At 40.3% G+C, this 18,874-nt stretch carries 19 protein-coding genes, 1 tRNA gene and 1 riboswitch; of the genes, 17 read left to right on the top strand and 3 right to left on the bottom strand.

Annotated elements, in window-relative coordinates:
- Window positions 1-48: 48 nt before the first annotated feature.
- The 11 genes from QM941_RS09440 (at window position 49) to QM941_RS09390 (ending at window position 10,793) form a co-directional block, all read left to right on the top strand.
- Window positions 49-122, top strand: a tRNA-Pro gene (locus QM941_RS09440).
- A gap of 179 nt (window positions 123-301) precedes the next feature.
- Complete coding sequence (gene cls, locus QM941_RS09435) at window positions 302-1,834, top strand: cardiolipin synthase (RefSeq protein WP_414340326.1); 1,533 nt, start codon at window positions 302-304, stop codon at window positions 1,832-1,834.
- 107 nt (window positions 1,835-1,941) lie between these two features.
- Window positions 1,942-2,044: riboswitch (TPP riboswitch) on the top strand.
- A 77-nt stretch (window positions 2,045-2,121) separates the two neighbouring features.
- Complete coding sequence (locus QM941_RS09430) at window positions 2,122-2,412, top strand: MTH1187 family thiamine-binding protein (RefSeq protein ID WP_414340324.1); 291 nt, start codon at window positions 2,122-2,124, stop codon at window positions 2,410-2,412.
- Entirely contained in the window at window positions 2,375-3,133 is a 759-nt protein-coding gene (locus QM941_RS09425; protein WP_414340322.1) for an ABC transporter permease, read from the top strand. The genes QM941_RS09430 and QM941_RS09425 overlap by 38 nt, the downstream gene beginning before the upstream one ends.
- Before the next feature lie 36 nt (window positions 3,134-3,169).
- The gene (locus tag QM941_RS09420) at window positions 3,170-4,177 is read left to right on the top strand and encodes an ABC transporter substrate-binding protein (RefSeq protein ID WP_414340321.1); all 1,008 of its coding nucleotides are present in this window, start codon (window positions 3,170-3,172) and stop codon (window positions 4,175-4,177) included.
- The gene (locus QM941_RS09415) at window positions 4,177-4,905 is read left to right on the top strand and encodes an ABC transporter ATP-binding protein (protein WP_414340320.1); all 729 of its coding nucleotides are present in this window, start codon (window positions 4,177-4,179) and stop codon (window positions 4,903-4,905) included. The genes QM941_RS09420 and QM941_RS09415 overlap by 1 nt, the downstream gene beginning before the upstream one ends.
- A 118-nt stretch (window positions 4,906-5,023) precedes the next feature.
- Window positions 5,024-5,482, top strand: coding sequence for a CtsR family transcriptional regulator (locus QM941_RS09410; RefSeq protein ID WP_414340319.1), 459 nt, complete (start codon window positions 5,024-5,026; stop codon window positions 5,480-5,482).
- Window positions 5,483-5,488: 6 nt separating this feature from the next.
- Entirely contained in the window at window positions 5,489-7,921 is a 2,433-nt protein-coding gene (locus QM941_RS09405) for an ATP-dependent Clp protease ATP-binding subunit (RefSeq protein WP_414340317.1), read from the top strand.
- Between the two features lie 252 nt (window positions 7,922-8,173).
- A complete protein-coding gene (locus tag QM941_RS09400) occupies window positions 8,174-9,232 on the top strand; it encodes an AAA family ATPase (protein WP_414340315.1) in 1,059 nt (352 codons plus the stop codon).
- Between the two features lie 9 nt (window positions 9,233-9,241).
- Window positions 9,242-10,018 (top strand): nicotinamide riboside transporter PnuC, encoded by a 777-nt coding sequence (gene pnuC / locus QM941_RS09395; protein WP_414340313.1) that lies wholly within the window; start codon window positions 9,242-9,244, stop codon window positions 10,016-10,018.
- A 1-nt stretch (window position 10,019) separates the two neighbouring features.
- Window positions 10,020-10,793 carry an NUDIX domain-containing protein gene (locus tag QM941_RS09390; RefSeq protein ID WP_414340311.1) on the top strand — a complete coding sequence of 258 codons (774 nt, stop codon included), beginning with the start codon at window positions 10,020-10,022 and terminating at the stop codon, window positions 10,791-10,793.
- A gap of 197 nt (window positions 10,794-10,990) precedes the next feature.
- Here QM941_RS09390 and QM941_RS09385 read toward each other — a convergent pair whose 3' ends face one another.
- Complete coding sequence (locus tag QM941_RS09385; RefSeq protein WP_006152390.1) at window positions 10,991-11,221, bottom strand: hypothetical protein; 231 nt, start codon at window positions 11,219-11,221, stop codon at window positions 10,991-10,993.
- Window positions 11,222-11,504: 283 nt separating this feature from the next.
- Between QM941_RS09385 and QM941_RS09380 the strand changes: the two genes are divergently transcribed.
- Window positions 11,505-12,200 (top strand): hypothetical protein, encoded by a 696-nt coding sequence (locus tag QM941_RS09380; RefSeq protein WP_414340309.1) that lies wholly within the window; start codon window positions 11,505-11,507, stop codon window positions 12,198-12,200.
- 76 nt (window positions 12,201-12,276) lie between these two features.
- On the opposite strand, the gene dusB is transcribed toward QM941_RS09380, so the two are convergent.
- Window positions 12,277-13,257, bottom strand: coding sequence for a tRNA dihydrouridine synthase DusB (gene dusB, locus QM941_RS09375; RefSeq protein WP_414340307.1), 981 nt, complete (start codon window positions 13,255-13,257; stop codon window positions 12,277-12,279).
- Window positions 13,244-14,116 carry an Hsp33 family molecular chaperone HslO gene (gene hslO / locus QM941_RS09370; protein ID WP_414340305.1) on the bottom strand — a complete coding sequence of 291 codons (873 nt, stop codon included), beginning with the start codon at window positions 14,114-14,116 and terminating at the stop codon, window positions 13,244-13,246. The genes dusB and hslO overlap by 14 nt, the downstream gene beginning before the upstream one ends.
- A 282-nt stretch (window positions 14,117-14,398) precedes the next feature.
- Here hslO and QM941_RS09365 point away from each other — a divergent pair, with 282 nt between their 5' ends.
- The 5 genes from QM941_RS09365 to dltD are packed head-to-tail and all read left to right on the top strand — an operon-like array spanning window position 14,399 to window position 18,850.
- A complete protein-coding gene (locus tag QM941_RS09365; protein WP_247913377.1) occupies window positions 14,399-14,530 on the top strand; it encodes a teichoic acid D-Ala incorporation-associated protein DltX in 132 nt (43 codons plus the stop codon).
- Window positions 14,531-14,544: 14 nt separating this feature from the next.
- Window positions 14,545-16,095, top strand: coding sequence for a D-alanine--poly(phosphoribitol) ligase subunit DltA (gene dltA, locus QM941_RS09360; protein WP_414340304.1), 1,551 nt, complete (start codon window positions 14,545-14,547; stop codon window positions 16,093-16,095).
- Window positions 16,092-17,336 carry a D-alanyl-lipoteichoic acid biosynthesis protein DltB gene (gene dltB, locus QM941_RS09355; RefSeq protein WP_414340303.1) on the top strand — a complete coding sequence of 415 codons (1,245 nt, stop codon included), beginning with the start codon at window positions 16,092-16,094 and terminating at the stop codon, window positions 17,334-17,336. The genes dltA and dltB overlap by 4 nt, the downstream gene beginning before the upstream one ends.
- A 13-nt stretch (window positions 17,337-17,349) precedes the next feature.
- Window positions 17,350-17,589 (top strand): D-alanine--poly(phosphoribitol) ligase subunit DltC, encoded by a 240-nt coding sequence (gene dltC / locus QM941_RS09350; RefSeq protein WP_414340301.1) that lies wholly within the window; start codon window positions 17,350-17,352, stop codon window positions 17,587-17,589.
- Complete coding sequence (gene dltD, locus QM941_RS09345; protein ID WP_414340300.1) at window positions 17,582-18,850, top strand: D-alanyl-lipoteichoic acid biosynthesis protein DltD; 1,269 nt, start codon at window positions 17,582-17,584, stop codon at window positions 18,848-18,850. Before dltC ends, dltD begins: the two co-directional genes overlap by 8 nt.
- The last annotated feature ends 24 nt before the right edge of the window (window positions 18,851-18,874 follow it).

The following is an 18,874-nucleotide window of genomic DNA, read 5'->3' as shown; positions in this document are numbered from 1 at the left end:
AGGCGGTTAGAGGTTCGACTCCTCTAGGGTGCATTTTTTTATTTACTTCGGGAAGTAGCTCAGCTTGGTAGAGTACTTGGTTTGGGACCAAGGTGTCGCAGGTTCGAATCCTGTCTTCCCGATTGATATTGCTTATTAAGTAGACCAAGAAGGTCTTTTTTTATTTTCATTTTTTTCTTTTTTAAAATTCTTAATTTCTAGAAAATAGTTGCTATCTTTACCTTAACTAAGGTATACTAGTAATTAATAGTTGTTTTTAAAAATAATAAATGAGAGATTATGTTGTTAATGAGTGTAAGTTATGGGTTTTAGGAAATTTCGATTATTGATGTCAAAGTATGGTTTTAGCATTACAATCATACTGATGGAATTAATTCTGATTTTTGGTCTGTTTTTATTCTTAAGTCAGATAGTACCCTATGTTTGGATTATTCTTGTTGTTTTGATAAGTGTGGCGACAATCTTATCGATTGTCAATCGGAATATGTCACCAGAGAGCAAGGTTACCTGGCTTTTAGTTGCTTTTTTTCCGGTATTTGGTCCACTGCTTTATATCATGTTTGGTGAGAGAAGATTATCAAAAAAGGAACTGAAACAGCTTCAGGAGTTAAATGCTATCGCATTTCATGAGGATACTGGTAATAACCTCCATCACCAGTTAGAAGACCGGGATAAGTCCGCTTATGGTATTATAAAATCTTTGCTGAGCATGGATAGTAACTCAGAGGTCTATGACCAAACTGCTTCTAAGTTTTTTTCTTCTGGCGAAGATATGTGGCAGCAAATGTTAGAGGACTTAAGAAGTGCAGAAAAGTTTATTTTTCTCGAGTACTACATAGTTGATGAAGGGGTGATGTGGGGCAGCATACGTGAGATTCTTGAAGAAAAGGCTGCTCAAGGCGTTGAAATCAAGATGCTCTACGATGATATTGGCTGTATGGTTACATTGCCAGGAGATTATACAGTAAATTTGAGATCTAAAGGGATTGAGACTCATAAGTTTAACAAAGTAATTCCTCGAATGACAGTAACTTATAATAACCGTGATCACCGTAAAATCTTGGTGATTGATGGACAGATTGCTTATACTGGGGGAATCAATCTAGCTGATGAATACATCAATCATATTGAACGCTTTGGTTATTGGAAAGATAGCGGTATTAGGATAGATGGTCCGGCTGTTCAAGCTTTTACAAGACTATTTCTTATGAACTGGTATATTAACGGTGGAGATATTAGTAATTTTGACCAATATCGTATAGAGTGTCAAGCCGTTTCATCTCCCGGTTTATGCATTCCTTATGGAAGCGGACCAAAGCCAATCTATAAATCTAAGGTAGGGAAAATAGTTTATCAAAACTTGATTAATCAGGCAACGGATTTCGTCTATATCACTACTCCGTACCTAATCATTGATTATGATTTGACGGAAGATATTAAAAATGCAGCTATGCGTGGTGTAGATGTACGAATAGTTACTCCCTATATACCAGATAAGAAGCTCATTCAGCTTGTAACAAGAGGTGCTTATCCAGATCTTTTATCAGCTGGGGTACGTATTTTCGAATATACTCCTGGATTTATTCATAGTAAACAAATCATTGTTGATGGTCGGTTTGCGGCTGTAGGTACGATTAACTTAGATTATCGTAGTTTGGTTCACCACTATGAAAATGCAGTATTACTGTACAAAACAGAGTCAATAGCAGATATTCACAAGGATTTTGAAAATATTTTTGAACAATCTCAAGAAATCTTCTCTGACACCATAAATCCTACTTGGTATCAAATGTTGATAAAAGAAGTGACACAGTTATTTGCGCCTATGCTGTAAATAAAATGGCTGAAATGCAAATAATATTAGAGTAAGAGGCGAATGAACGCCTCTTTTTATATGAGCAGAAACCTTGACATTAGGACATTATTAGGCTATTATATATCCATATAATATATGGGAGTCTGTGTACAGTCTGAGAGGAAGTGTTAAACTTCGACCGCACCTGATCTGGGTAATGCCAGCGTAGGGAACGAATACTTGGCCTAATTTTGCACCTTTTTCATATATGAAAGAGGTTTTTCTTTTTTTTACAAAGAAAAACTGTAACTTAGAAGGAGGTTTTAATGAAGGCAAGCATTGCTTTACAAGTCCTGCCCCTATCACAGGGGATTGACCGCATAGCTGTAATTGATAAGGTCATTGCTTATCTGCAAGCTCAAGGAGTAACCATGGTGGTGACACCCTTTGAAACAGTTTTAGAGGGAGAGTTTGATGAACTCATGCGTATTCTTAAAGAAGCGTTGGAGGTAGCTGGTCAAGGGGCAGACAATGTTTTTGCTAATGTCAAAATAAATGTAGGAGAGATTTTAAGCATTGATGAGAAACTTGAAAAGCATAATGAGACAGCATATTAGTCTGCTAGGATTTTTGGGTGTCTTATCCTTTTGGCAGGTGGCGGGTTTCTTAAAACTCCTACCAAAGTTTATCTTGCCGACACCACTTGAAATTCTCCAGTCTTTTGTTCGTGACAGAGAATTTCTTTGGTACCATAGTTGGGCAACCTTGAGAGTAGCCTTACTAGGTTTAGTGTTGGGTGTCTTGATAGCCTGTATCATGGCTGTTCTTATGGATAGTTTGGGCTGGCTCAATGACCTGATTTACCCCATGATGGTAGTTGTCCAGACCATACCGACCATTGCCATAGCCCCTATCCTAGTTTTATGGCTGGGGTATGGGATTTTGCCCAAGATTGTCTTGATTATCTTGACGACAACCTTCCCTATTATCGTCAGTATTCTAGATGGTTTTAGGCATTGTGACAAGGATATGCTGACCTTGTTTAGTCTGATGCGAGCCAATCCTTGGCAAATCCTGTGGCATTTTAAAATCCCGGTCAGCCTGCCCTACTTTTATGCAGGTCTGAGAGTCAGTGTCTCCTACGCTTTTATCACAACAGTGGTATCTGAGTGGTTGGGAGGCTTTGAAGGACTTGGTGTCTACATGATTCAGTCCAAAAAACTGTTTCAGTATGATACTATGTTTGCGATTATTATTCTGGTATCGCTGATTAGCCTTCTGGGTATGAAGCTAGTCGATATCAGTGAAAAATATGTGATTAAATGGAAACGTACTTAAAAGAAGCGTTTTGTAAAAAGAAAAGAGGAAATATAAATGAAGAAAACATGGAAAGTGTTTTTAGCGATTGTAACAGCTCTTCTAGCTGTCGTGCTTGTGGCTTGTGGCCAAGGAACTGCTTCCAAGGATAACAAAGAAGCAGAACTCAAAAAAATTGACTTTATCCTAGATTGGACACCAAATACCAACCATACGGGACTTTATGTAGCCAAAGAAAAAGGGTATTTCAAAGAAGCTGGAGTGGATGTTGACTTGAAATTGCCACCAGAAGAAAGTTCATCTGACTTGGTGATCAATGGTAAGGCGCCATTTGCTATCTATTTCCAAGATTACATGGCTAAGAAATTGGAAAAAGGAGCAGGTATTACTGCCGTTGCAGCGATCGTTGAGCACAATACATCAGGGATCATCTCACGTAAATCTGACAATGTAACTAGTCCAAAAGACTTGGTTGGCAAGAAATACGGAACTTGGAATGACCCAACTGAGCTTGCGATGTTGAAAACCTTGGTAGAATCTCAAGGTGGAGACTTTGAGAAGGTTGAAAAAGTACCAAACAACGATTCAAATTCGATCACACCGATTGCCAATGGCGTTTTTGATGCTGCCTGGATTTACTATGGTTGGGATGGAATCCTTGCTAAATCTCAAGGTGTAGATGCTAACTTTATGTATTTGAAAGACTACGTTAAAGAATTTGACTACTACTCACCAGTTATCATCGCAAACAACGACTATCTAAAAGACAACAAAGAAGAAGCTCGTAAAGTCATCCAAGCTATCAAAAAAGGTTATCAATACGCTATGGAGCACCCAGAAGAAGCGGCTGATATCTTGATCAAGAATGCCCCTGAGTTAAAGGATAAACGTGACTTTGTCATCGAATCTCAAAAATACTTGTCAAAAGAATATGCTAGCGACAAGGAAAAATGGGGACAGTTTGATGCTGACCGCTGGAATGCCTTCTACAAATGGGATAAAGAAAATGGAATCCTCAAGGAAGACTTGACTGATAAAGGATTTACCAACGAATTTGTAAAATAATGACAGAAATTAGACTAGAACACGTAAGCTATGCCTACGACAATGAAAAGATTTTAGAGGATATTAACCTACAGGTAACTTCAGGTGAAGTGGTCTCTATCCTAGGACCCAGTGGTGTAGGAAAGACTACTCTCTTTAACCTGATTGCAGGGATTTTAGAAGTCCAGTCTGGGAGAATCATTCTTGACGGTGAAGAAAATCCCAAGGGACGCGTGAGCTATATGTTACAAAAAGATCTGCTCTTGGAACATAAGACGGTACTTGGTAATATCATCCTGCCTCTCTTGATCCAAAAGGTGGACAAGGCAGAAGCCATTGCCAAAGCAGATGAAATTCTTGCGACCTTTCAGTTGACGGCTGTAAGGGATAAGTACCCTCATGAACTCAGTGGTGGGATGCGCCAGCGTGTTGCTTTACTCCGTACCTACCTTTTCGGGCACAAGCTCTTTCTTCTAGACGAGGCCTTTAGCGCCTTGGATGAGATGACTAAGATGGAACTTCATGCCTGGTATCTTGATATTCATAAACAGCTAGGCCTGACAACACTCATCATTACGCATAGTATCGAGGAAGCCCTCAATCTTAGTGACCGTATCTATATCTTGAAAAATAGGCCTGGGCAGATTGTTTCTGAAGTCAAACTCGACTGGTCTGAAGCCGAAGACAAGGACGTTCAAAAAATTGCCTATAAACGCCAAATCTTAGCGGAACTAGGCTTAAATAATTAGAAATATAGAGAGTGGGTGAAGTTTATTCTTTACTTACTCTCTTTTTTCTTTAAAAAAATCGAAAAATTCGGTATAATAGTCAAAGATAGTCAAGGTTCAAAGAAAGAGGTGACGTTCTATGAGATTTAAAAATACATCAGACCATATAGAGGCCTATATCAAGGCGATTTTGGAGCAGTCAGGTATGGTTGAATTGCAACGAAGCCAATTAGCGGATACCTTTCAAGTCGTGCCTAGTCAGATCAATTATGTGATTAAGACTCGTTTTACAGAAAGTAGAGGCTATCTAGTTGAGAGTAAACGAGGTGGTGGGGGCTATATTCGTATCGGCCGGATTGAATTTTCCAACCACCATGAAATGCTTCGAGATTTGTTGTATTCAGTAGGTGAAGAAGTTAGCCAGGTTGTTTTTGAAGATGTTTTAAGACTCTTGTTTGAGCAGGATTTAGTGACTCGTCAGGAGATGAATCTATTATTAGCAATGGCGACAGACCGAGTTTTAGGCGATGATGCCAATCTTATACGTGCCAATATGCTCCGGCAGTTATTACAAGAGGTAGATAGAAAAGGAAAATAGAACTAAATGAAATATTCAAAAGCATTGAGAGAATGTATAGAAAGTGCCTTTCTGGTCGCAAGTCATTTTGGGGCAGATTACCTAGAGTCATGGCACCTATTGATTGCTATGGCCAATCATGGTTATAGTGTAGCTGGGGCGACTTTAAATGAATTTCCATATGAGATTGATCGTCTGGAGGAAGTTGCTGTAGAGCTGACTGAAACAAAGTATAGCGATAAGGAACATTATCAGGAGCTGCCTTTTTCACACCGTTTGAAGGTATTGTTGTTGGAAGCAGAGCACGTATCTTCTGTCGTTCATGCCAAGGTATTGGGAACAGAGCATGTTCTTTATGCTATCTTACATGATGGCAATGCCTTAGCTACTCGCATTTTAGAAAAAGCAGGATTTTCTTACGAAGATAAAAAGGATCAGGTCAAGATTGCTGGACTTCGTCGTAGTCTTGAAGCGCGTGCAGGCTGGACTAGAGATGATCTTAAGGCCCTTCGCCAACGTCATCGTACAGTAGCAGATAAGCAAAATTCCATGGCCAATATGATGGGCATGCCTCAGGCTCAAAGTGGAGGTCTAGAAGATTATACCCATGACTTAACGGATCAAGCTCGTTCTGGGAAATTGGAGCCGGTTATTGGACGCGACCAAGAAATCTCTCGTATGATTCAGATTTTGAGCCGTAAGACAAAGAATAATCCGGTGTTGGTTGGAGATGCGGGTGTTGGTAAAACAGCTCTTGCCCTTGGCTTGGCTCAACGCATTGCTAGCGGAGAAGTACCAGACGAAATGGCTAAGATGCGCGTCCTCGAACTTGATTTGATGAATGTCGTTGCTGGAACACGTTTCCGCGGAGACTTTGAAGAACGCATGAATAACATCATCAAAGATATCGAAGAAGACGGCAATGTCATCCTCTTTATCGATGAACTTCATACAATTATGGGTTCAGGTAGTGGAATTGATTCGACCTTGGATGCAGCCAATATCCTTAAGCCGGCCTTGGCTCGTGGAACTCTCAGAACAGTAGGGGCAACCACCCAGGAAGAATATCAAAAACATATTGAAAAAGACGCAGCCCTATCTCGTCGATTTGCCAAAGTAACTATTGAGGAGCCAAGTCTAGCAGATAGCATCTCTATTTTACAAGGTTTGAAGGCAACTTATGAGAAACACCACCATGTACAAATCACAGACGAAGCTGTAGAAACAGCGGTTAAGATGGCTCATCGCTATCTGACTAGCCGTCATTTACCAGACTCAGCTATCGATCTATTGGATGAAGCAGCAGCGACTGTTCAGAACAAGTCTAAACATGGTAAACCAGATGAATCTGGCTTGACTCCAGCTGATAAGGCCTTGATGGATGGGAAGTGGAAACAGGCAGCTCAGTTCATCGCTAAAGAAGAGGAAGCTCCTGTCTATAAAGACTTGGTATCAGAGTCTGATATTTTGACTACCTTGAGTCGCTTATCTGGAATTCCAGTTCAAAAATTAACCCAATCCGATGCTAAGAAATATCTGAACTTAGAAGCTGAATTACACAAACGGGTTATCGGACAAGAACAGGCTGTATCTAGCATCAGCCGTGCCATCCGTCGTAATCAATCAGGTATTCGTAGCCATAAACGCCCAATTGGATCCTTTATGTTCCTAGGTCCTACAGGTGTTGGTAAGACAGAATTAGCCAAGGCTTTGGCAGAAGTTCTCTTCGATGACGAATCAGCACTTATCCGTTTTGACATGAGTGAATACATGGAGAAATTTGCGGCTAGCCGTCTCAATGGTGCTCCTCCGGGCTATGTAGGCTACGAAGAAGGCGGAGAGTTAACCGAGAAGGTTCGCAACAAGCCATACTCAGTTCTGCTCTTTGACGAAGTAGAGAAGGCTCACCCAGATATCTTTAATGTCCTCTTACAAGTCTTGGACGATGGGGTTCTGACAGATAGTAAGGGACGCAAAGTTGACTTCTCAAACACCATTATTATCATGACATCAAACCTTGGTGCGACTGCCCTTCGTGATGATAAGACAGTCGGTTTTGGAGCTCGAGATATTCGTTTTGACCAGGAAAATATGGAAAAACGTATGTTTGAAGAGTTGAAAAAAGCTTATCGACCAGAGTTTATCAACCGTATTGACGAAAAGGTAGTCTTCCATAGCTTGTCAAGTCAAGATATGCAGGACGTGGTCAAGATTATGGTCAAACCTTTGATTGCAAGCTTGGCAGAAAAAGGGATTGACTTAAAATTCCAAGCATCTGCCCTTAAACTTCTAGCTCAGCAAGGCTATGATCCAGAGATGGGTGCGCGACCGCTTCGTAGAACTCTACAAACTGAAGTGGAAGACAAACTAGCTGAACTCTTACTCAAAGGAGAATTGGAAGCAGGCAAGACCCTTAAGATTGGTGTCAAAGCTGGTCAGTTAAAATTTGAGATTGTTTAAAATTGTGAGGTTGGAACAGATTGTTTCAGCCTCTTTTTTTTTTGGAAAGTTGTCACTATAATAAGCATTTGAATTGTGCATTTAGTTTAAGGAATTCAAAAACGAATTTCTACTGATCAAGTTTTGTATATCAAGAAAAAAATTCTATCATGTAGAAAATATTTTTATAAAAAATAATAAAAAAGTGTTGACGAACAATAGAAGGAGTAGTATGATATAAAATATAAAAATTTATAAAAAGGTTGAAAAGACTTGAAAAAAAAGATAGCAGTGGTTTTTGGAACCTTTGCTCCCTTGCATCAGGGGCATATTGATTTAATCCAAAGAGCAAAACGACAATGCGATGCTGTATGGGTGGTGGTTTCAGGTTATGAGGGAGATCGTGGTGAAGAGGTTGGACTTACACTACAAAAGAGGTTTCGCTATATTCGTGAAGCATTTCGAGATGATGAGTTGACATCTGTTTGTAAACTTGACGAAACCAATATTCCACGCTATCCAATGGGCTGGCAGGAGTGGTTGGATCAGATGTTGCAGGCCATTTCCTATGACCAGACTGGTGAGGAACTAATCTTTTTTGTAGGAGAGTCCGAATACCAACAAGAATTGTCAGAACGTGGTTTTGAGACTGTTCTACAGGAAAGAAAATTTGGAATTTCGGCTACCATGATTCGAGAAAATCCAAGCAAATATTGGAAATATATCGCTCAACCTTTCCGCCGTCAGTTTACGAAAAAAGTGTTGATTATGGGAAGTGCTAGTAATGGTAAAACAACTCTAGCCAAGGATTTAGCTCGCTTTTATGATGCGCCAGTCAGTCTGGAGTATGCTCGTGAGTATCAGATAAAAAATAATGTCCGAGATGATGAGCTTATCTCCAAAGATTATTATTACCTTCTTTTAGGCCAATATGATCAAACTTCCAAGTTAATCGATAGCAATGCCAATCGAGGCCTAGTCATTGCAGATACTAACTCACTAGTAACCAAGGGCTACTACGATTACTACATGGAAAGCGAAGAGCAGGAGGACTTGTCCGTAGAGACCTTTGATAATCTCTTTGTTTCCATCTTAGCCAAGGAAAAGTGGGATTTAATCCTCTTTGTGCAACCTATTGGCTCTTATGTCAATGATGGTTTTCGCGACATGACCATGGCAGAAGACCATATCCGTCACAGTTTTTCTCAGCATTTGGATATGATGAGGGAGCAATATCTAGCCAATATCCCTCATGTTTATCTAGCTGATGACTATTTAGGAAATTATGAAGTAGCAAAAATAGCTATTGATGCCATTTACCAAGCAGATTAGGAGAAGAAAATGAAAAAAATAACTGAAAAAATCACTCGATTTATTGAAAACTTTAAAAATGTTCACGCAGAAGCTCGTAAAATTGGTTTTGCAGGAATTATGCGTTTGATTTGGAAAGACCTCTTTGTGGGCCGTAGTCTTTTCCAGTGGCTCTATTTGATTGCTTTATCAAGTGTTCCTCTTATTCTGGAGTTTACACAAAATACAGAAAGTCATGACTGGATTGGTCTCTTGGCTTCTTGGACAGGGATTGTCTGCGTTATCTTAGTAGCTGAAGGTCGAGCTAGTAACTACCTTTTTGGAGCTATTAACTCTGCAATCTATTTGGTCCTAGCTATGAATGCGACTTTCTACGGTGAAGTTTTGACAACAGTTTATTTCTTTGTCATGCAGCCTATTGGTCTCTATACTTGGTTGTCTAATCGGATCAATGAGCAAGGAAGACCAGAGGAGTCTCACTTTGAAGCTAAGAAACTCGGTCTGATTGATTGGCTCAAGTACTTGGCCTTGACTGCTATCATCTGGATTGGCATGGGATTAGCCTACCAAAGTATCAGCAGTGCTCGTCCTTTCCGTGACAGTATTACCGATGCGACCAATGGTGTTGGTCAGCTCTTGATGACACGTCTTTACCGTGAGCAATGGATTTTCTGGATTGCAACCAATCTCTTTAGTATCTACCTCTGGTGGGGTGAAAACATCCATATCCAAGGAATGTACTGGGTCTACACCCTCAATAGTCTAGTCGGTTGGTACCAATGGACTAAGGCTGTCAAGGAGGGATAAGTTGACTGAAACGATAATCCCGGCTGGAATGACAGAGAGAGAATATTTTGAGATTCATGCGACTGAGAAGGAATTTCTAGACTGGTACTGCAAACAGGATCTTCCTCAGTATGAAAAACCGAGCGTGACGGTGGATATGGTAGCTTATTGCTTTGTGGAAGGGAAAATCAAACTCTTGCTAATTCGTCGCAAGGGCCATCCTTATCAGAACTGTTTGGCTTTGGTCGGTGGTTTTATAGATAAGAACGAAGATGCAAGGTATGCTTGTCAGCGTGAAGTGAGAGAGGAGGTTAACCTTGACCTTCCTTTGGAAAAAATCGAACAGTTGATGACAGTATCTACTCCAGGTCGTGATCCGCGGGGCTGGACGGTTACTATCGCCCACTTGGTGTATCTACCTAGCCGCGCACTTGATCTCGTTCAAGCTGGTGATGATGCCAAGGATGTGGTTTTTGTCGATGTTGATTTTCAGACGGGCAAGTGCTTCCTAGAGGGACTAGAGCTGGGGGAGCAAGCCTTCGCCTTTGACCATTATGCCATTATCCAAGAGTCTATTAAACGAATCCAAGGGCGTCTTGACTGGAATCCGACCTTCCTCTATCTGTTGGAGGAGGAGTTCACTGTCTATGAAGGAACCGAATTAGTCAATCTCATCAACCCAGGACGACCAATCGTCAGCAATAACTTCCTCGTAAAATACGGTGAGTATATAGAAGAAGTTGGGCTCAAACGAGTGCCTAAAAAGAAACCAAGAAAAACCTATCGATTGAAATAAAAAGCTTGGGAGCAGACATCGATAGCCCAAGTCTTGGTTTCCTAGTTTCAGTCCTGAGAAGTTTCAACAAATCCGATAGCTGGTTGAGCTTGAGTATAGAGAAAATAAAGTTTGTGTCAAAAGTCAATTCAGCCATCGTGTCAAAGACTTATTAGTCATAAAAAAGCGAGGTCGGGATTTTCCCGACCTCTTTTTGTTTAAGGATGTTTATCTTTATTAGAATTGCTCATGATTCGAATGAATAGATCTTTGTATTTATATTTTAAATAATGTTCGTGTAAGTACATTAGAGACACATAAACAATCATGAAAATAGTGGTTAAGTAGAACAAATCGAATGTTGTTTGAGCGTAATGAGTAGCAACCCCATAAGAAGAGAAAGCACCAATAATCAACCAAGGAAGATATTTATAATATTTCTTTGACATAAACCCGCACCTCCAATATCCTATTTCAATTTTATTATAGCCCTTCAAGAAAAAAATGTAAGCGATTACAATTGCAAAATATAGCACTTTATCAGGAAGAACTTTTGTGTTTTTTAAATTCTTTACGAATAAAAGATATAGGAGGGATAAGGAAATAAATGTACTAAAAAATAATTCTAAAAAATTTTAGATAAATAGTTGACAGATTTTAAAACAAATATTACAATAATATTACAAAAATGTTTCCAAATATTTCAAAAACATTACAAAAAGGAGCAAAAAAATGAAAACTAATACCTCTATTAAACTAATAGCCGCAACTGTCCTTGTTTCAACTCTGCTATTGGGTGCTTGTGGCAATAAGAAAGAAGATACAGCAAGTAGTAAATCAACTACGACTACTCAAACTACCACCAGTTCTAAGGCTGCGTTTTCAAATAAGGAAACTAAACCTCAGACTTCAACAACCACTACAAGTTCTGAAAAAAAGACAGCTTCAGCTAGCCAAAGTTCCAGTCCTACAAGTCAAGGGCAAGAAGCGAATCAAGCACCGCAAACACCCCAAGCTCCTCAGCAGCAAGAAACACCAGCTCAACCATCTTCTAATCAGCAAGCTTCTCAAAGCCAATCTAACCAAGCAAGTCAGTCAACTTATGATCCAGCAACTGATCGCAAACTCCAAGACAAGCAAGCAGAGCATAACAAACGTTATAAAGGGGTCTTGACTATGGTGGACAAAGACTTTTCGGCTGCAGCTGGGAATTGGAAGGGTGCTAATGGTGAAACTATCACTGTCTCCTCAGGTGGCCAGTTTGCAGTGGAATCTGCTGATGGTAAGAAAGAGAACTACACTATCCAAAGTTATTCTTATACCCTTGATGATGGAAAATACAATGCTGAAGTAGGTGGTGGCAAAGTTATTCAAATTACAACAGGCGCAGATGGCACTGTTTCAAGTGTTACTTTGATTAAGCCATAGACTTGAGAGTATCAAATTGCCCCCTAAAAATAAGAAACCCGTAAACTATTGAAGTTACGGGTTTTCTTCTTGGTTGTTAAGCTTTATCTAACTGCAAGAGGGCTTCAATCTCAGCCAGAGTGCTGGCTTGTGAAATGGCCCCACGGAGTTTAGCAGCGCCTGATGTTCCACGGAGATAGTGAGGAGCCAGTCCTCGGAACTCACGAACAGCGATGTTTTCGCCCTTGAGATTAATCAAACGTTTCAAGTGCTCGTAGGCGATTTTCATCTTGTCTTCAAAGGTTAAATCAGGAAGGATTTCTCCAGTTTCAAAGTAATGATTGATTTGATTGAAGAGGTAAGGATTTCCCATGGCTGCTCGTCCAATCATAACGGCGTCGGCACCGACTTCTTCGATACGCTGTTTAGCTTCTTGAACCGTACGGATGTCTCCGTTAGCGATGAATGGAATCTTTGTCAGAGCTTGTGCAACCTTATGAAGAGTCTCAAGGTCCGCATGGCCAGTATACATTTGCTCGCGTGTACGACCGTGCATAGCAAGGGCAGAAACACCAGCAGCTTCAGCGGCTAGGGCATTCTCAACTGCTAGGGATGGGTCAGACCAGCCTGTACGCATTTTGACAGTGAGAGGGATATCAAGGACAGATTGGACCTTGTTGATGATAGAGTAGATTTTATCAGGATCTTTGAGCCACATAGCACCAGCTTCGTTTTTGACGATTTTATTAACTGGGCAACCCATATTGATATCCACGATATCTGTCTTGGTGTTTTTTTGGATAAATTCTGCTGCGCGAGCCAGACTATCCTCGTCGCTACCAAAGAGTTGGATAGAAACTGGGTTTTCGCCTTCATCGATATGAAGCATATGAAGAGTTTTTTCGTTGTTGTATTGGATACCCTTGTCAGAGACCATTTCCATGACAACGAGTCCAGCTCCGAGTTCTTTTGCGATGGTACGAAAGGCTGAGTTAGTTACTCCTGCCATGGGTGCTAAAACGGTACGATTGGGAATCTCAACATTGCCAATCATAAAAGGTGTATTAAGATTTGTCACGAATGAGTTCCTCCAGGTCGTTTTCATCAAAGTTGTAAGTCGTTTGGCAGAATTGACAAGTGATTTCTGCCCCGTGGTCTTCATCCTTCATTTCCTGTAAATCTGAGCTTGGGAGGCTAGCGAGAGCATCCATAAAGCGTTCTTTGCTACAGTCGCATTGGAAACGAATTTCTTCTTCAGACAGACGTTTGTAGGGCTCGTCACCATAGATTGCTTTGAGAAGGGCTTCAATATGGTCATCGCTTTCCAGAAGTGTAGAGATAGGAGGCATTTCTTGGATTCGTTTTTCAAAACGTGCGATTTCTTCCTCTTTGGCATTTGGCAATACTTGGAGCAAGAAACCACCTGCAACTTCGACCTTGTCGTCTTTGTCTAAAAGAACATTGAGGCCAACTGCTGAAGGCGTTTGTTGACTTTCTGTAAGATAGAAAGCTAGGTCTTCACCGATTTCTCCAGAGATAAGAGGCGTCATGGAATTATAGGGATTTCCAGTGCCATAGTCTGTAATCACTAGAAATTGACCGTTTCCGACAAAAGGTCCAACGAGGACTTCTCCTGTTGCAGTCTTTTTAATGTCAACTCCAGGGTTTTGAACGTAGCCTTTGACGTTACCCTTGGTATCTGCAACTGTGATAATGGCACCGAGGGAGCTAGTTCCAAGAATCTTGACGGTTAGCTTGGTATTTCCTTTTTCGTTGGCAGCGAGAATTTGGCTGGCGATAAGGGTACGGCCAAGCGCTACGGTTGAACTAGCTTGGGTTTGATGTTTTTCTTGAGCAGTGCGGACAGTTTCAGTGCTGTCTAGTACATAAGCACGAAAAGCCCCGCTTTCTGATATAGTTTTAATAATTTTATCCATAGCTACTATTTTAGCATAAAAATGCCCAAAGAGGGAGTGGTGTGTTTGCTAGTCTTTCAAATTGTCCCATTTATAATTGTCAATCTTAGGATGGCAAAGAAATTGGGTTTTTTAGAATATTTTTATCGATATCTTAGCTTTCCTTAAAATATTCTAAAATCAATTTCTAAAAAACAGAAAATAGTTGAAAATAGAAAAAGTAAAGTGGTAAAATGGGAGCAAGATAAAATAGAATTGTAAGTTTGCGAAAATACAATGAAAATGTACAGAAAAGAATCAAATATGAATAAAAAGAAACCATACTATGTTTTTTTTGGACAAACTGTCCTGTATTTTATTATTTTACTGGGTTTACTTTACTTCTTTAGCTATCTTGGTCAGGGTCAAGGCGGCTTTATTTACAATGAATTCTAAAGGAGATCCTTACCGTGTCAAACCAACCAATTACTGATATGATTGAGGCGATTGAGCGTTACGCCCAACTGCAACCAGACTATCCTGTCTACAATGTCCTTGGAGAAGAGTATACCTATGGCCAATTGAAGGCGGATTCAGATGGCTTAGCAGCCCATATTGACCAAATGGGACTTCCTGAAAAGTCACCTGTTGTGGTCTTTGGTGGCCAAGAATATGAAATGTTAGCAACCTTTGTGGCCCTGACCAAATCTGGCCATGCCTATATCCCAATTGACAGCCATTCTGCCTTGGAGCGCGTGTCTGCGATTGTTGAAGTAGCTGAGCCAAGCTTAATCATCGCTATCAATGAGTTTCCAATTGAAAACCCAGCTACTCCAATCATGTCCTTGGAGCAAGTGCGTGAAGCTTATGCGGCTCAGCATGCCTATGATTTGCAACATCCGGTCAAAGGGGATGATAACTACTACATCATCTTTACTTCAGGGACAACTGGGAAACCAAAAGGGGTGCAAATTTCGCATGATAACTTGCTCAGCTTCACCAACTGGATGATTACAGATAAGGAGTTTGCGACGCCAGAGCGCCCACAAATGTTGGCGCAACCACCCTATTCCTTTGACTTGTCTGTCATGTACTGGGCACCGACCTTGGCTCTTGGAGGAACGCTTTTTGCTCTCCCGTCAGCCATCACTCAAGACTTCAAACAACTCTTTGCGACCATCTTTTCTCTTCCGATTGCTATCTGGACTTCGACACCATCTTTTGCAGATATGGCCATGTTGTCTGAAGATTTCAATGCTGAAAAGTTGCCAGGAATCACCCATTTCTACTTTGATGGCGAAGAGTTGACCGTTAAAACTGCACAAAAATTGCGCGAACGTTTCCCAAATGCGCGCATCATCAATGCTTACGGGCCAACAGAAGCAACAGTTGCTTTATCGGCAGTTGCTATTACAGATGAGATGCTAGCGACACTTAAACGCTTGCCAATTGGTTACACCAAAGAAGATTCTCCAACCTTCATCATTGATGAGGCAGGAAATAAATTGCCAAATGGAGAGCAGGGAGAAATCATCGTGTCTGGACCGGCTGTTTCAAAAGGCTATATGAATAATCCTGAAAAAACAGCCGAAGCTTTCTTCGAATTTGAAGGTTTGCCAACCTATCACACTGGAGATGTTGGAACTATGACAGATGAAGGTCTTCTTCTTTACGGTGGACGGATGGACTTCCAGATCAAGTTTAATGGCTATCGCATTGAACTAGAGGATGTCTCTCAAAACTTGAACAAATCCAAGTACGTTGAATCTGCTGTTGCAGTTCCACGTTACAACAAGGATCACAAGGTCCAAAATCTCTTGGCCTATGTCATCTTAAAAGATGGCATCAAAGAACAATTTGAGCGAGAAATTGATATCACGAAAGCTATCAAGGAAGACTTGGAAGATATTATGATGTCTTATATGATACCATCTAAGTTCCTTTATAGAGAGGATTTACCACTAACTCCAAATGGGAAGATTGACATTAAAGGATTGATTAATGAGGTGAATAATAGATGATGGATTTCCTGAAACAGCTACCTCATATTGAGCCGTATGGGAATCCGCAGTACTTTTTGTATGTGATTGCTGCAATTTTACCAATCTTTATCGGTCTTTTTTTCAAAAAACGTTTTGCCTGGTATGAAATATTGGTTAGTCTCTTCTTTATCGTCACTATGTTGACGGGTGGAAAGACCAATCAATTAGCCGCCTTAGGGCTTTATCTGATTTGGCAAATTGTACTGGTTCTTTTTTACAAGCACTATCGAAAAATTCGAGATGGCAAATGGATTTTCTATCTCATTAGTCTGTTATCTTTGCTTCCAATTATACTTGTAAAGGCGCAAACAGCCATTAACGGAACACAATCCTTGCTTGGTTTTATCGGAATTTCTTATTTGACATTTCGTTCGGTGGGAATCATCATCGAACTTAGAGATGGAGTCATTAAGGATTTGAAGATGTGGGAGTATTTGCGTTTTCTTCTCTTTATGCCGACATTTTCAAGTGGTCCTATTGATCGTTTCAAACGTTTTAATGAAAATTATCAGACGATACCAGAGCGCGATGAGTTGATGGATATGCTAGCTGAATCCGTTCGGTATATCATGTGGGGATTTCTGTATAAATTTATCCTAGCTCATATTTTAGGCGAGATTTTATTACCACCGCTAAAGAATTTAGCTTTACAAACAGGTGGCGTCTTTAACTATTATGTAGTGGCCATCATGTACACATTTGGTTTAGAACTCTTCTTTGATTTTGCAGGTTACTCTATGTTTGCTATAGCTATTTCAAATCTGATGGGAATTCGTAGTCCGATTAACTTCAACAAACCTTTCTTGTCAAGAGATTTGAAAGAGTTTTGGAATCGTTGGCACATGAGTTTATCATTCTGGTTCCGTGATTTTGTCTTTATGCGCATGGTCATGGTGATGACGAGAAAGAAGCTTTTTAAGAATCGAAATGTGACTTCAAGTGTCGCCTATGTCCTGAACATGCTCCTTATGGGGTTCTGGCATGGGATAACATGGTTTTATATCGTTTACGGGCTCTTTCATGGAGTGGGCTTAGTCATTAATGATGTCTGGGTTCGAAAGAAAAAAACGCTCAATAAAGAACGGAAAAAAGCAGGGCAACCACCTTTTCCTGAGAACCGTTGGATTCAGTTGCTTGGCATGGTTATAACCTTCCATGTCGTGATGGTTTCATTCTTAATCTTTTCTGGATTTTTGAATGATTTATGGTTTAAAAAATAAAAGGAATTAAAAAATGGATATCAAATCAGAAGTTATTGAAATTATTGATGAATTGTTTATGGAAGATGTTTCTGACATGATGGATGAGGATCTCTTTGATGCAGGTGTCTTGGATAGCATGGGAACGGTTGAATTGATTGTTGAGATTGAAAATCGTTTTGAAATTCGTGTTCCAGTGACAGAGTTCGGTCGTGATGACTGGAATACAGCCAATAAAATCGTAGCAGGCATTAGGGAGTTGCAGAATGCTTAAGCGTTTGTGGTTAATCTTTGGCCCTCTGCTTCTTGCTAGTTTTCTTGTTTTCTTACTGGTCTTTTTCTATCCAAACAATCCGAGTCATAATTTGACTGAAGAAAAATATTCTGCGGCAGAGATTAGTTCGGAGAGCTTTAAAGAGAGAAGCCAAAAAGTAAGAGCCTTTACGGAACCCAATATGCGCTTTATTCCCTTTTTTGGCTCAAGTGAGTGGACTCGTTTTGATAGCATGCATCCTGCGGTCTTGGCGGAGAAATATAGTCGCCCCTACCGACCCTATTTTTTGGGACAAGCAGGAGCGGCCTCGCTTAACCAGTATTTCGGTATGCAGCAAATCTTGCCAGAAATCGAGGAAAAGCAGGCAGTATTTGTCATTTCCCCTCAGTGGTTTACAGAGGAGGACTATGAGCCAGCCATCTTCCAAAACTACTTTAATAACGATCAGTTGACAGCCTTTTTAGAAAATCAATCGGGAGATATAGGAACCAAACATGCGGCTAAACGTCTCTTAAAGCAAAATCCAGGAGTCTCTATGAAGGGTATCGTTGAGAAGCTGTCAAAGGGTGAGGAATTATCAGAAGTTGATCATGCTATTATCAAGGCTTTTGCACGTTTTAATGAGCGTCAGGCCTCTCTATTTGGGCAATTTTCCATTCGAGGAAAACTCAAGTACAAGGAACACGTGGAGAACTATTTAAAAGATCTTCCGGATCAATTTTCTTATGAAGAGTTAGAAAAAATTGCTCGAAAGGATGCAGAAGCCAATACCAGTAACAATGATATGGGAATTGAAAATCAATTTTATAAGACCCAGGTGAAAGACTACCTCGAGAAATATAAGGGCTATCAAAAGAATTATAATTTCCTCAAGTCCTCTGAGTACAATGATTTGCAGTTGGTCCTTAATCAATTTGCCAAATCAAAGGTCAATGTGCTCTTTGTTATTCAGCCTGTCAATAAAAAATGGATGGCCCATACAGAGCTCAGCGAGGAAATGTATCAACATGCTGTGGAAAAAATTCGTTACCAGTTAGAAAGTCAAGGTTTCACCAACATTGCTGACTTTTCTAAAAAAGGCGGAGATTCCTACTTTGTCAAGGACACCATTCACATTGGTTGGCTGGGGTGGCTGACTTTTGATAAGGTTGTCAATCCCTTCTTGACGGATCCGAAACCAGCTCCAGACTACAAGATGAATGATCGTTTCTTTAGCCAAGATTGGGCGAATTACGATGGTAATATCCAAGATTTTCAATAAATAGCAAAAGAACCTGAACCTTGT

The sequence above is a fragment of the Streptococcus timonensis genome (assembly GCF_047460355.1).
GTDB lineage: Bacteria > Bacillota > Bacilli > Lactobacillales > Streptococcaceae > Streptococcus > Streptococcus timonensis_A.
The sequence above is the reverse complement of the archived record's forward strand: the minus strand, read 5'-3'. Positions and strand labels throughout refer to the sequence as shown.

Coding starts and splice junctions, on each gene's coding strand:
- cls (WP_414340326.1), top strand. CDS start 302: ATGGGTTTTAGGAAATTTCGATTATTGATGTCAAAGTATGGTTTTAGC.
- QM941_RS09430 (WP_414340324.1), top strand. CDS start 2,122: ATGAAGGCAAGCATTGCTTTACAAGTCCTGCCCCTATCACAGGGGATT.
- QM941_RS09425 (WP_414340322.1), top strand. CDS start 2,375: ATGAGAAACTTGAAAAGCATAATGAGACAGCATATTAGTCTGCTAGGA.
- QM941_RS09420 (WP_414340321.1), top strand. CDS start 3,170: ATGAAGAAAACATGGAAAGTGTTTTTAGCGATTGTAACAGCTCTTCTA.
- QM941_RS09415 (WP_414340320.1), top strand. CDS start 4,177: ATGACAGAAATTAGACTAGAACACGTAAGCTATGCCTACGACAATGAA.
- QM941_RS09410 (WP_414340319.1), top strand. CDS start 5,024: ATGAGATTTAAAAATACATCAGACCATATAGAGGCCTATATCAAGGCG.
- QM941_RS09405 (WP_414340317.1), top strand. CDS start 5,489: ATGAAATATTCAAAAGCATTGAGAGAATGTATAGAAAGTGCCTTTCTG.
- pnuC (WP_414340313.1), top strand. CDS start 9,242: ATGAAAAAAATAACTGAAAAAATCACTCGATTTATTGAAAACTTTAAA.
- QM941_RS09385 (WP_006152390.1), bottom strand. CDS start 11,221: ATGTCAAAGAAATATTATAAATATCTTCCTTGGTTGATTATTGGTGCT.
- QM941_RS09380 (WP_414340309.1), top strand. CDS start 11,505: ATGAAAACTAATACCTCTATTAAACTAATAGCCGCAACTGTCCTTGTT.
- hslO (WP_414340305.1), bottom strand. CDS start 14,116: ATGGATAAAATTATTAAAACTATATCAGAAAGCGGGGCTTTTCGTGCT.
- QM941_RS09365 (WP_247913377.1), top strand. CDS start 14,399: ATGAATAAAAAGAAACCATACTATGTTTTTTTTGGACAAACTGTCCTG.
- dltB (WP_414340303.1), top strand. CDS start 16,092: ATGATGGATTTCCTGAAACAGCTACCTCATATTGAGCCGTATGGGAAT.
- dltC (WP_414340301.1), top strand. CDS start 17,350: ATGGATATCAAATCAGAAGTTATTGAAATTATTGATGAATTGTTTATG.
- dltD (WP_414340300.1), top strand. CDS start 17,582: ATGCTTAAGCGTTTGTGGTTAATCTTTGGCCCTCTGCTTCTTGCTAGT.